Annotated in this window: 12 protein-coding genes; 4 read left to right on the top strand and 8 right to left on the bottom strand. The window is 56.8% G+C overall.

The features are described from left to right. Nucleotides 1–4: 4 nt before the first annotated feature. Nucleotides 5–457, bottom strand: a complete 453-nt coding sequence (locus tag GRI36_RS03120) for a DUF3576 domain-containing protein (RefSeq protein WP_160597144.1) — start codon at nt 455–457, stop codon at nt 5–7. 432 nt (nt 458–889) lie between these two features. Here GRI36_RS03120 and GRI36_RS03115 point away from each other — a divergent pair, with 432 nt between their 5' ends. The 3 genes from GRI36_RS03115 (at nt 890) to GRI36_RS03105 (ending at nt 2780) form a co-directional block, all read left to right on the top strand. Continuing rightward, nucleotides 890–1660 carry a hypothetical protein gene (locus GRI36_RS03115; protein ID WP_160597143.1) on the top strand — a complete coding sequence of 257 codons (771 nt, stop codon included), beginning with the start codon at nt 890–892 and terminating at the stop codon, nt 1658–1660. A gap of 129 nt (nt 1661–1789) precedes the next feature. Beyond that, the gene (gene phbB, locus GRI36_RS03110) at nt 1790–2512 is read left to right on the top strand and encodes an acetoacetyl-CoA reductase (protein ID WP_160597142.1); all 723 of its coding nucleotides are present in this window, start codon (nt 1790–1792) and stop codon (nt 2510–2512) included. A 28-nt stretch (nt 2513–2540) separates the two neighbouring features. After that, a complete protein-coding gene (locus GRI36_RS03105; protein WP_160597141.1) occupies nt 2541–2780 on the top strand; it encodes a ribbon-helix-helix domain-containing protein in 240 nt (79 codons plus the stop codon). Here GRI36_RS03105 and murA read toward each other — a convergent pair. After that, on the bottom strand, nt 2777–4060 hold the full coding sequence (gene murA / locus GRI36_RS03100; RefSeq protein ID WP_160597140.1) for a UDP-N-acetylglucosamine 1-carboxyvinyltransferase: 1284 nt from the start codon (nt 4058–4060) through the stop codon (nt 2777–2779). The genes GRI36_RS03105 and murA overlap by 4 nt on opposite strands. Nucleotides 4061–4163: 103 nt before the next feature. On the opposite strand from murA, the gene GRI36_RS03095 reads away from it, so the two are divergent. Further along, nucleotides 4164–5060, top strand: a complete 897-nt coding sequence (locus GRI36_RS03095) for a UTP--glucose-1-phosphate uridylyltransferase (protein ID WP_160597139.1) — start codon at nt 4164–4166, stop codon at nt 5058–5060. Between the two features lie 50 nt (nt 5061–5110). Here the strand turns inward: GRI36_RS03095 and GRI36_RS03090 are convergent, their stop codons facing one another. The 6 genes from GRI36_RS03090 to GRI36_RS03065 all read right to left on the bottom strand — a co-directional run bounded on the left by GRI36_RS03090 (nt 5111) and on the right by GRI36_RS03065 (nt 12176). After that, entirely contained in the window at nt 5111–5917 is an 807-nt protein-coding gene (locus GRI36_RS03090) for a S1/P1 nuclease (RefSeq protein ID WP_160597138.1), read from the bottom strand. A 92-nt stretch (nt 5918–6009) separates the two neighbouring features. Beyond that, nucleotides 6010–7755 (bottom strand): flotillin family protein, encoded by a 1746-nt coding sequence (locus GRI36_RS03085; protein WP_160597137.1) that lies wholly within the window; start codon nt 7753–7755, stop codon nt 6010–6012. Between the two features lie 29 nt (nt 7756–7784). Beyond that, entirely contained in the window at nt 7785–8438 is a 654-nt protein-coding gene (locus tag GRI36_RS03080) for a YqiJ family protein (protein ID WP_160597136.1), read from the bottom strand. A gap of 133 nt (nt 8439–8571) precedes the next feature. After that, nucleotides 8572–9309, bottom strand: a complete 738-nt coding sequence (locus GRI36_RS03075; RefSeq protein ID WP_160597135.1) for an SDR family NAD(P)-dependent oxidoreductase — start codon at nt 9307–9309, stop codon at nt 8572–8574. A gap of 13 nt (nt 9310–9322) precedes the next feature. After that, complete coding sequence (locus GRI36_RS03070) at nt 9323–10648, bottom strand: cytochrome P450 (protein ID WP_328598341.1); 1326 nt, start codon at nt 10646–10648, stop codon at nt 9323–9325. A gap of 1 nt (nt 10649) precedes the next feature. Continuing rightward, entirely contained in the window at nt 10650–12176 is a 1527-nt protein-coding gene (locus tag GRI36_RS03065; RefSeq protein ID WP_160597133.1) for an acyl-CoA synthetase, read from the bottom strand. Between the last annotated feature and the right edge of the window lie 78 nt (nt 12177–12254).

Genomic DNA, 12254 nt, shown 5'->3' with positions numbered 1-12254 from the left:
TTGTTTAGCCGGAAACCGATTGGCGGCGCAGATCGCGGGCCTTTGTCAGGATGATGTCTTCCAGCTTCTGCACGGTCGCAGCCTGAACCGGCGCATCGACCCATGTTCCACCCTGAGAAACTTGGCGGCTGGCGGCCACGCGCAGTGCGTCAGCGCGCAGATCGCGGTCAAGGATGGTGACGGTAAGCTTTACCCGCTCGCCCGGATTGCTGGGATTGGCGTGCCAATCGGTCACGATAACCCCGCCAGCACTGTCGGCCTGAAGCAGTGGTGCAAAGCTGACCGTATCAAGCGCTGCGCGCCATAGATAGGAATTCACGCCAATAGTGGTGACTTGCGAAGCGGCAATATCTGCCGAGGGGCGATCCGAACCACCGCAAGCGGCGAGGCTGCCAATTGCCGCCGTGGCGATCAGCAAGCGAGTGAAGCGGGTGGTGTTAGTGCGATGTGCGGTCATGACAGTTCCAGATCATCCTATTTACCGGTCTTACAGGCCCAGAAGTGAACGGGCCTTTGCGCCTCTATAACCCGCCATCTCTATGCGGCAAGCTATAGCGGCATAGCGGCGGGCGAAATACGAGCGGAGAACGCGATAAGTGGCACCTTGACACAAATCATGTTCCGCCAACGAATATCCGGCAATGCACGTAATAGCGGTGAATGCTCGCTTAACTGGTCCGAATCTGTGGGACTCCTGCAACACAATTGACTCACTTGGCGTTCGGCTTGTGGAAAAGCTGGTCAAGCGCTTTTCATGTTCCTATCAAATTCAATCAGCAAGGCGCGACTCCGAAGGGGGCTGAGTCAGGATAAGTTAAGGCCGAGTACGGTTAGATAGAGTGCTGGTAGAAATTCCAGCAAGAGACGCAGGGGCACAAAGGCACTCATAATGGCTAAGCCGGATAACATGGCAGGACTGAACAAGGTTGGCTTGGCGCTTGGCGCTGCGGCTGGTCTTGCACTTGCCATTCCGAGCGCCGTGTTTGCTTTGGGCGGCAACGAAAGCGCCAGCTTCGCTGGACCTTCTTCGGAGTTTGCCACCTTTACCCCGTCAACTGTTGACCCCGAGCTTGCCCGGCGCGTGGCCGAAAATATTCGCGCCAAGGGTCTTGATGTCGGCTTCACGCCTGCCGGTACATCGACGTCACGCGATAACACCGTCACCGTCGCGATCCGTATTAACGACCAAACCGCTCAGTCGCTCGCGATGAGGAAAACGTCTTCAATCGCGCAGACATCGATTAGCGGCGGTAAGGTCGCAATCGACCCGACTCGCTACAATTTGGGAATCGCCCGAGGCTATCAAAGCTTTGCAAGAACCCCGGGCCTAGCCAAACCTACGAAACTGCCGGCATCAATCGGCAACTTGGAAATGCCCGATCTGGCTGATTACAAACCGTCTGAAGGCGTCAGAGACAAGCCAAGCCGGTTCAAGACCCGCATCGCGCTTGAAAATGAGACCAATGCTGGCCGTTCACCACGAACAATCGAAGGTGCCGGGGAACAGTCCTTTGACCTTGGCGGCGCTTATAGCGTGACCAAAAACCTGGATGTGACCGCAGGCGTCAGATTGTCGCAAGAACGTGATCGTATCGATCCGCTAACTGACAATGTGCAGGACAGCCAGGCTGTCTATGTCGGAACCCAGTTCCGCTTCTAACCGCGCATTCCGACCTGATCTCGGGCAGAATTGGTATGCAAAGACCCTGCTTCGGCGGGGTTTTTCTTTGCCTGGTCCTTCGCTTGCCGTAAGGGAAATGTCAGTAAATTCTATTGGGATGGGATATACATGACACGAGTAGCAATAGTCACCGGCGGCACGCGCGGGATTGGCCGCGCCATTTGCGAGCAATTGAAATCTGACGGATTCACAGTCGTCGCCAATTACGGCGGCAATGATTTGAAGGCAGCCAACTTCACCGCCGAAACAGGCATTCCAGCCTACAAATGGGATGTTGGCGATCATCAGGCCTGCCTAGACGGCTGCGCCAAAGTCGAGGCTGAAGTCGGCCCGATTGAAGTGGTGGTCAATAATGCGGGTATCACTCGCGACGGTACGCTGCACAAGATGAGCTTCGATGATTGGAACGAAGTGATGCGGATCAATCTGGGCGGCTGCTTCAATATGGCCAAGGCGTGTTTCGATGGAATGCGCGAGCGTAAATGGGGCCGGATCGTCAATATCGGTTCGATCAACGGACAAGCCGGCCAATATGGTCAGGTCAATTACGCCGCAGCCAAATCGGGCATCCACGGCTTCACTAAAGCGCTGGCGCAAGAGGGAGCGCGTGCTGGCATAACAGTCAATGCCATCGCACCTGGCTATATCGACACCGACATGGTCGCCGCGGTGCCCGATGCGGTGCTGGAGAAAATTGTCGCTAAAATCCCCGTTGGGCGTTTGGGACAAGCCAGCGAAATCGCCCGCGGTGTCGGTTTCCTGTGTTCAGAGGATGGCGGTTTCGTAACTGGATCGACTATGAGCATCAATGGCGGCCAACATATGTATTGATGGCGGAAGTGGTGATAGGTGGTAGCCAATGAATGACCCTCCCTATCACCCGCCGGTCAAACGCTCGGTGCAGATTGACAAGCACAAGACGTCGATTAGTCTCGAGCCGCTGTTTTGGGACATGCTGAAAGAAGCAGCGATAGCCGAGGATGTGCCCATCAACGCTCTTGTCGCGCGAATTGATGCGGAGCGGATAAAATCCGATACGCCGCCGGGATTGGCAGGGGCGATTCGAGTGTGGCTGGTTACTCGCTCGGCAGACGGTTAATCGTCGCCAACGCGCTCGATATCTGCGCCCACCAGCTGCAACTTCTCTTCAAGACGCTCATAACCGCGATCAAGGTGATAGAGCCGGCGCACTTGTGTTTCGCCTTCTGCAGCGAGTCCTGCGATTACGAGGCTCATCGAGGCGCGTAGATCGGTGGCCATGACTTCCGCACCTGTCAGCACTTCGACACCTTTGACGATTGCAGTCCGGCCGCTGGTTTCGATATCTGCGCCCATCCGCGCCAGTTCAGGCACATGCATATACCGGTTTTCGAAAATTGTTTCGGTCAGTACACTGGTGCCTTGCGCCTTGCACAGCAGCGCCATCAATTGCGCTTGCATATCGGTCGCAAGGCCCGGGAATGGCGCGGTGGTTAGATTCGTAGCCTTAAGCGGGCCATCGGCACCAACGGTCACGCCATGCTTGTCGCTCGACACTTCGCAGCCGATGTCTTTCAGCGCCTGCAACGTGGACGCCATGTCATCCGCATTCGCGCCTTCGAGCCGAACCTCGCCGCCGGTGATTGCCGCGGCGCAAGCATAGGAACCCGCTTCAATCCGGTCTGCCATCACCTTATAGGTCGCGCCATTCAGTTTCTTGACCCCGTGGATGGTAAGATCGGAAGTACCGATGCCTTCAATTTCTGCGCCCATAGCGACCAGCAAATTGCACAGATCGACAATCTCCGGCTCGCGCGCGGCGTTGGTGAGGTGGGACGTGCCATTGGCCAGCACCGCAGTCATCAAGCCATTTTCGGTCGCGCCGACTGACACCACCGGAAAGTCAAAGTTTCCACCTGGCAATCCGCCATCTGGTGCATGGGCGCGTACATAGCCCGCTGCCATTTCAATTTCCGCGCCGATTGCTTCGATTACTTTAAGGTGGAGATCGATCGGACGATTGCCAATCGCGCAGCCGCCGGGCAGCGACACAGTCGCTTCGCCTGCACGCGCTAACATCGGGCCAAGCACCAAAATTGATGCGCGCATTTTGCGGACCAGGTCGTAGGGCGCCACGGTGGAAGTCAAGCGCGAGGCCTCATACGTCACAACGCGGCCAAATTCTTCAGGCCGATTGCCGCGAATCCCGGTCGAGACGCCGAATTGCGTCATCAGATGCTGGAACCCGTCAATATCGGCGAGCCGGGGCAAATTGCGCAAAGTCAGCGGCTCTTCGGTCAACAGCGCGCAGGGTATCAGCGTCAAAGCCGAATTCTTGGCGCCCGAAATAGGAATTGTGCCCGACAGGCGTTTGCCGCCCTGAATAATGATTTTGTCCATCCTTGCGGTTTAGCTGGAATAGCGACGGTATCAAGCCGGGCTGCGCGGTTTTTGCTGCGCGATATGTTGACGGGCGGTGGAGGCTGACCCTATCTCCGTCGTTATGAGCAATCACAAACCCATCAGGAAAGCCGTATTCCCCGTTGCGGGGCTGGGCACACGTTTCCTCCCTGCGACCAAGGCCATTCCCAAGGAATTGCTGCCAATCGTCGACCGTCCGCTCATTCAATATGCGGTGGATGAAGCGCGCGAGGCGGGGATTGAGCAGATCATCTTCGTTACGGGCAGAGGCAAAACCGCGATTGTCGAACATTTTGATGTCGCTTTCGAATTGGAAGCCACCATGGGCGAGCGTGGCAAAGATATGTCGGTGCTCGACGCGACGCGCGCCACGCCGGGCGATATCATAACCGTTCGCCAGCAAGTCCCCCTCGGACTAGGCCATGCCATCTGGTGCGCTCGCGCAATCATTGGCGATGAGCCCTTCGCGATCCTGTTGCCTGACGAACTGATGGTCGCGCAGAAGGGCGGCGGCAAAGGCTGCATGACCCAGATGGTAGAAGCCTATAATGAAGTTGGCGGCAATCTGATCAGCGTGCTCGAAGTTCCGCATGAAGACGTGTCGAGCTACGGCGTGATTGATCCGGGCGCTGTGCGTGAAGGGTTTGGCGGGGCGCTGACCGAAGTGCTGGGCCTGGTCGAGAAGCCGCCGGTCAACGAGGCGCCTTCCAACAAGATCGTCTCGGGCCGCTACATTCTGCAGCCCGAGGTCATGCGCACGCTGGAGCATCAGGGCAAGGGAGCAGGCGGCGAAATCCAGCTAACTGACGCCATGGCCAAGATGATTGGCACCCAGCCGTTTAACGCGGTTACGTTTGCCGGGCGCCGTTTCGATTGCGGCAGTAAGCTGGGCTTTGTCGAAGCGACCCTGGCGCTGGCGCTGGAACGCGAAGATATGGGCGCGGATGTGCGGGCGATGGCCCAAAAATTGCTCAAGTAAGCGGTTTCTGTGGTGAGGACAGGCGCAATTTACGGAAGCGTCTGGTCTGCTTACTCGGCAAATAAATTGTTCAGATAAGCCGCCAGCCTGATTCCGCCTTGCTGCAAACGTAAGTCTATCTGCGGCTTGTGAGCATATACGTAATCATAGGATAGGTCTGGGAGCTCGGAGCTGCTGGGATCTTCGGAAGGAGCCGGATAGAGGCCATCGCGTATCGCGACGCTTTCAGCCAGCCATTGAGCAGGCTTCGCTGCCGCCCACGCGATATGATCTTCGGCAGTGATGCGCCTGTTTAACCAATCGGCCCACTCACTATAGGATAATAGTTCTGCGTTGATGATATCTTCATCCCAAACCGAATGCAGGTTTGTCGGTTCATCCATAAAATTCACTTTAACTGTGTTACCACCCAGATCGCGGCCATTGCCAACATGCAGCGGCTGATGAAGGTCCTCGATTATGTGGATGACGAAACGGAGTGCCTCTTGCCGGGCGGCCAAGCTGGCATTGGCATCTTTCACGGTTGCCGTATATTTTGCCAAAGCGGTGATCGCGTCGCCCTGCGGCGGCGGTCCGACTTCGGCATAAGTCATGCCCTCGGGAATCGTTACATAGTGGTAGTTCGGCGATTCATCTTGCCAAAAGCTGGACTCGTCGGAGCGCATGAAGTCAGGCCAGTTTGATGCTTCTGCGATCGATTCCGGCCCTAATATGCCCGCTATCTTGGCTTTGGTATCTGCATCAAGATTACGTTCAGCAATCTCGCCAGTCACACGATGGCCGGTTGGACCCCACGCAGAGGCGGGTGCGGATTGAAGGGCGAAAACGGCCGAAGCCAACAGCAATGGAATACGCATTTTGCAAGACTAGGCTTTGAACTGGTCGTTGGTCAAAAGAAAACCCCCCGCCAATAAAATGGCGAGGGGTGTTTCTCCTGATTTTGGCCAAGCTATTCCGGTTTAGCACTCGGTTTAGAGGCCGGTTTAGCAGCGACCTTTGCTTCCGCTTCGCTGACCTGATCCGCTACATCCGCCAACACATCGGCGAGCCGCGCAGGAGCACTTTCAGCCGCCGCCGCACCCTTGACTAAACCGTCAAGCGAGGAGCCGTCGAGCCCCAGCTCCTTCATCAATCCGTCAAGCACCGGCGCTTGGGCACGATATGACAGGGCCGCAGAAACTGCATCGGTCGCCAAATTGCCCGAACCGCCGCCTGCATTGGACGCGCCGCCTTTTCCGCCGCCACCATTCTGGGTGAGCCCGTCGACTTGGACGATCTTGATCGAATCGATTGCTTCCAACGGTTTCGCGCTTTCGCGAATAACTTCGGGCAGCACATTGAGCAGGGCCAGCTTGGTTTGGAGGCTGATCTGGTCCATCGAAAGGATATTCGCCGCTTCGTTGACTGCGCGTTGGCCGGCGGCTTCAACTTCAAAGCGGATACGGGCGGCTTCGGCGCGTAGTTTCTCAGCTTCAGCCTCACCTTGCGCCTCCAGGCGCACAGCTTCGGCACGGTTTGATGCCGCGTCTTTATCGGCTTCGGCCTCAACCTTGATCTTGATTGCATCACGCTCCGCAATCTTGGCCGCTTCGATCAGCTCGATCCGCTTTTCACGCTCGGCGATTTCGGTATCGCGTGCAGTCATAACGCCTTCTTCAGCCGCAACCGCTTTGGCACGAGCTGCGTCGGCTTCGGCCTTGGCCTGGCTTTCTTCGCGGGACTTGTTTTGAACCGCAATTTGTTGCTCCTGACGCGCGATCTCAAGCGCCCGAACCTGATCGATCCGCGCCTCTTCAACCGCACGGTCGGCTTCGATTTGCTGGCTGTCGACCTGCTTCTTCGCCTCAATCCGCGCCGCATCGGCTTCACGGCTGCGTTCGGCTTGTTCTCGGGCAACTTCGGAGCTTTGCTTGGCGCGGCGCATTTCCACTTCGCGCTCCTGCTCCAGCCGGGCAAATTCATTGTCACGCCCGATTTCAAAGCTCGCTTTGTCGGCTTCCAAATTTTTGGTTTCCATCTGGACGCGAGTGTCTTGCTCGATATCATTACGCGCCTTTTTACGCAGCTCAATTTGTTCGGTCAGCTTAGTCAGACCCTCGGCATCGAACGCGTTGTTAGCGTTGAAATGCTCGATTGATGTTTGGTCGAGACCCGTTAGCGAGACCGATTCAAGCTCCAGCCCGTTCATCGCCAAATCGGCAGAGGACACCTGTTGCACCTTCTGGACGAAGTCAGCGCGCTGCTCATGCAATTCGTTCATCGACATGCCCGCCGCGACAGAGCGCAGCGCATCGACAAATTTACCTTCGACGAGGTCCTTAAGCGCCTCAGGGTGCATCGTGCGGAGGCCAAGCGTTTGCGCGGCCATGCCGATTGCCTCTGCATCAGGGCGCACGCGGACATAAAATTCCGCCTTCACATCGATCCGCAACCGGTCGAGCGTAATCAGCGCGTCGGCATTCTTGCGTTCTACCGCGAGCCGCACTGTATTCATATTAACGGGCATCGTTTCATGGAGAACCGGGAGGACCAAAGCGCCGCCATTCATGACCACTTGTTCCCCGCGAAAGCCCGTGCGGACAAAGGCGACTTCCTTAGTCGCGCGGCGATAGACCCGCGTGATAAAGAAACCGAGGATGAGCAGGAACAGAATTGCCCCGCCGCCCATAATTCCGACGCTCGTCAAATTTTCCATATAATCCGTCTTCCTTCCAAATCCTCAAATCAGTCTGCGGGCGACAACCGTCTTTCTTCTAGCCGGGCAGCGATGAAATTCCCGCCTTCGCGCCGGACCAGCAACACCATTTCGCCCTCTTCCAAGGCATCATCCGTATGATGCGGCTCGACCATCACCAGATGCGCGTGGCCGAAACGATCGCGGACTTGCGCGCGAGCAGGAGAGCCAGTTCTCGCGGTTCCGGTTTGAATGGTTGCACGCCGCCCAAGCAGGCTTTGCACTTTTACTGCAGTCGTTTCGTCCTGCGGCATAATATGCGCGATTGGCCGGGCAATAACACCCGTTACAGGCAACGCCACACCGCCAGCGATAAGCGCCGCGAGCCAGCTGTAAAGCGGGCCTCCGGTGAGCGATTCTGCGAAACCCTGGATCGACACGCCCAACAGTGCGAAAACCAACAAAAACGCCGCCAGCCATATCGTGAAAGGCACCCTGCCAATCCCGATCAGGCTGAGCAGCCCGTCCATCGGGCCGCCCGCCGAAATCGCGTCGCTTTCGGGGCCAATATCCGTGTCGAGATCGACATCAATATCGGGACCTCCCAGCATATCTGCCAGGCCAATTGCCTGCGCCACCGCCAGAAACAGCATCACTGCAAATGCAGCTGCAAATGGCAGATTATGATCAGCAAGCAGGTTCACGAAATGCCGCCCGACAGTTCGAACGCCCCCTGAATTCTCAATTTATCCATAAGTTATTATCTACCATAAATGACGGGCATAATACAGAAAAATCGGAAGCAAGCGCTATTGTTACAGTGAGCTGCCGCAGTGTCTAAGTAAGCGACAGCCCTCCATCAACGGCAATAGTTTGACCAATGATGTAAGATGCCATCGGTGACGCAAGAAACAGCGCGACATTGGCGATTTCGCCTGTTTCACCGGTCCGGCGCAAAGGAATAGTCCGCATTATGCCTTGTTCGCGCTTTTCATCGGCGAATTGTTCGTCAGTCATCTTGGTCCGCACGAAGCCCGGCGCGATACCGTTAACCCGGATGCCGTCCCTCGCCCAAGCCAGTGACAATGCGCGGGTGAGCGCAACAGCCGCCGATTTCGACGCGCCATAGGCCGGGTTGGTGAAAGCAGCAGCATAGGCTGCTATCGAGCTGATAGTGATCAGCGAACCATTGCTGGCGGCCAATGCAGGATGAACCAGCTTCGCCACATCCATCAGCGAGGTAATATTGACATCCATCACCTCGTCCCAGCCTTCGCGGGTAAACTCGGCTCCGCCATATTTGACCACTCCCTGGCTGAGCACGGCAATATCAAGCCGCTCCGGAATAGGCGCTGCGTCGAGCGCTGCGCGGTCAGCGACGTTGACCTGGACATAGTCAAGCCCCGTCATATCGGAGCGCTCGGCATCGCCATAGTCCGCAGCGCTAGCGCGCGTCCCCCAAACGGTCACTTTGGCCCCGCGTGTACGATAGGCCTGTGCAATTGCATTGCCGATGCCGCTGGATCCCCCGACTATGAGTGCTGTCTTGCCAGTGAAATCGAGGAGATCGGTCATGCAGAATTCCTTGTTATGATGCAGTAATATGAAGAGGTAGGGTCTTCAGCCCGCCAACAAATGTGGATTTTGCGCGTCTGGGTTCGCCCGCCAGTTCGATAGTTTCGATCCGGTCGAGAAGCGCCTCGAACAATATGCGCATCTCCAGCCGGGCCAGATGCAGGCCGAGGCATTGATGCGCGCCTGCTCCAAACGCCAGATGCCGGTTGGGGGTTCGTGCTGCGTCGAATTTTCGCGGATTTTCAAATTGTGCCGGATCATGATTGGCCGCTACATAATTTATCATCAGCCAATCACCCTTGGCTATTTTCTGGCCACCAAGCCTTGTGTCTTCGGCAGCTGTACGCATGAAATGCTGTACCGGACTGGTCCATCGGATCGCCTCTTCGACAATGCCGGGCAACAAGCTCCGATCGGCCTTAACACGGGCAAATTGTTCAGGGTCTTGTGCCAACGCAAGCATCGCGCCAGCGGTAGATGCGGACGTCGTATCGTGCCCAGCAGCGGCCAGAATGATGTAATAACCCATCATGTCGCGGTCATTCAAAGGCTCACCATCAATTCGCGCATTGGCAATGATACTGGCGACATCGCCGGTCGGCTTGGCGCGCTTTTCCGCAGTCAGTTTCGCAAAATATGCCTCGAAATCGGCCACCGCACCGGCGACAAGCTGGGTGATTTGCTCGGGCGTCATATTGGCCATGCCGGACTGGTTGAGGTCCTCATCCTGCCCGCCGAACATCTGCTGGGTCAGCATCAGCATGCGCGGCTCGTCCTCCTCCGGCACGCCCATAATCTGCATCACAACGTGCAAAGGATACGGGGCCGAAACTAAGGGCACAAAGTCGACTGCACCAGAATTATGGCCTGCTGCGTCAACCAGTCGCTGCACGGTTTCTTGTGCCAGCGTTCGGATTTCATCCTCCACCGAACGCAGGTTCTTAGGCATGAACCATTCCTGCGTCAGCTTGCGGTATTTCATGTGGATCGGAGCATCGAAGGTAACCAGACTGGCGACCATATGCGGGCTACCGCCGGTTAGCGCCTTGGCAAATTCGATTCCTTCGGTCAGCGAAAATACTACTGTGCGAGGATTGTTGAGGAAGGTCTGATTGTCTTTCGACACTCGCATCACATCATCATAGCCGGTGACCAGCCAAAACGGGTCGAACACGCCTTCGGTATCAGGTAACACTTTTACCACCGGCATGGTGCTGCGCAAATGGTCGAAAGTGTCGAGCAGCGTGTCCCACTTTGCATAGGCCCCAGGCTCCAACACTGCGCGCGCCAGATCGCCTTGAATCACGCCTTGAGTCTCGGGCGCTTGGCCAGCCGCCACTCTATTGCTCCTTCGCGGCGGCTTGCGCGTATTCATCCTTCAATTTGCGCTTGTACAATTTTCCGTTGGCTTCCCTCGGCAATTCAGCGCGGAAATCGAACAAGCGCGGGATTTTCAGACGGGCAAGTTCACCAGACAGATATGCGGTCAGCTCGGCCTCCAACGCCTCACCCGCATCATCCATCGATACCGGCTGAACCACCGCGACCACACGCTCGCCCATTTCGGGGCATGGCGCACCGATCACCGCCGCATCCATTACCTTGTCATGGCTGACGAGCAGATTCTCGACCTCTTGCGGATAGATATTTACACCCCCTGAGATGATCATGTTTGACCGTCGGTCTGTCAGATACAGGAAGCCCTCTTCATCGAGCCGCCCGATATCGCCCAGCGTGGTCCACCCCTTGGGATGGGTCGCTTCTTTCGTTTTTTCGGCGTCCTTATGGTATTTGAACGGATAGGGGCTTTCGAAAAACACCCCGCCATCCTGTCCAGTCGGTAGTTCGTTGCCCTCATCATCGCAAATGTGGATCGTGCCAAGGATTGCCCGGCCAACCGAGCCGCGATGCGTCAGCCAATCGGGGCTGCTTATCATGGTCATGCCATTGCCTTCGCTACCGGCATAATACTCAAAGATGACAGGCCCCCACCACTTGATCATCGCTTCCTTGATGTCCGCCGGACACGGTGCCGCCGCGTGGATCGCGTGTTGATGCGTCGAGATGTCGTATTTAGCGCGCACCTCCTCGGGCAGTTTGAGCATCCGCACAAAATGAGTCGGAACCCATTGGCTGTCGGTCACACCATATTTCTCGATCGCCGCAAGCGCGCCCTCTGGATCGAATTTTTCCATCACCACCACGGTTCCGCCAAGCCGGTGGATCGTGGTCGACCAACCAAGCGGCGCGGCGTGATACATCGGTGCGGGCGAAAGATAGACGCTGCTGCCATCACCCTTGATTTGGAAACCCATTGTCGCGAGACCCATCAGCGGGGTCGCAGCTTCGACTTCAGGATCGGCAGGCGGCGCGGGTAGGATACCTTTCGGGCGGCCCGTTGTGCCCGAACTGTAGAGCATGTTCTGGCCTACGGCTTGGTCGTCAATTGGCGTTACCGGCATTGCGGCCAATGCTTCTTCGGCACCCATGCCATAAACGAGCCGTGGCAGCGCCGCTGCCGCTGCGGGGAAGTCCGCTACGATGTGGTCAAATTTCGGCGTCGTCACCAGCAATTTAGAATCGCTATCGTCAAGGATATAGGTGATTTCGCTCGCGGTCAGATGGGTTGAAATCGGGACCAGAAAAGTGCCCGAGCGTTGCGAGGCCCAGATCACCTCGTGATAGCGAGCGTTGTTCTCCATCAGCAAAGCGAATGCATCACCCGCTTTCAACCCTTGGGCGCGCAGCCAATGGGCCATGCGGTTCGCGGCTTCGTCCAATTGGCGATAGGTTACGGTTTCCCCGCTCCCGGCCATAATGATGGCCGGATGGTCGGGCTGGCTTTTTGCAAAACTAATCGGGTGCATTGGTTTCCTCTTCTGAAAACCATCCTATTCACCTGCCCTCACCTCGCAAGTGAAAAGCGCCAGTTTCGTCGATTGACC

The sequence above is a fragment of the Pontixanthobacter gangjinensis genome (assembly GCF_009827545.1).
In the GTDB taxonomy this organism is placed as follows: domain Bacteria; phylum Pseudomonadota; class Alphaproteobacteria; order Sphingomonadales; family Sphingomonadaceae; genus Pontixanthobacter; species Pontixanthobacter gangjinensis.
Note: the sequence above shows the minus strand (reverse complement) of the source record. Positions and strands in the feature narration are given on the sequence as shown.

Coding starts and splice junctions, on each gene's coding strand:
- GRI36_RS03120 (WP_160597144.1), bottom strand. CDS start 457: ATGACCGCACATCGCACTAACACCACCCGCTTCACTCGCTTGCTGATC.
- GRI36_RS03115 (WP_160597143.1), top strand. CDS start 890: ATGGCTAAGCCGGATAACATGGCAGGACTGAACAAGGTTGGCTTGGCG.
- phbB (WP_160597142.1), top strand. CDS start 1,790: ATGACACGAGTAGCAATAGTCACCGGCGGCACGCGCGGGATTGGCCGC.
- GRI36_RS03105 (WP_160597141.1), top strand. CDS start 2,541: ATGAATGACCCTCCCTATCACCCGCCGGTCAAACGCTCGGTGCAGATT.
- murA (WP_160597140.1), bottom strand. CDS start 4,060: ATGGACAAAATCATTATTCAGGGCGGCAAACGCCTGTCGGGCACAATT.
- GRI36_RS03095 (WP_160597139.1), top strand. CDS start 4,164: ATGAGCAATCACAAACCCATCAGGAAAGCCGTATTCCCCGTTGCGGGG.
- GRI36_RS03090 (WP_160597138.1), bottom strand. CDS start 5,917: ATGCGTATTCCATTGCTGTTGGCTTCGGCCGTTTTCGCCCTTCAATCC.
- GRI36_RS03085 (WP_160597137.1), bottom strand. CDS start 7,755: ATGGAAAATTTGACGAGCGTCGGAATTATGGGCGGCGGGGCAATTCTG.
- GRI36_RS03075 (WP_160597135.1), bottom strand. CDS start 9,309: ATGACCGATCTCCTCGATTTCACTGGCAAGACAGCACTCATAGTCGGG.
- GRI36_RS03065 (WP_160597133.1), bottom strand. CDS start 12,176: ATGCACCCGATTAGTTTTGCAAAAAGCCAGCCCGACCATCCGGCCATC.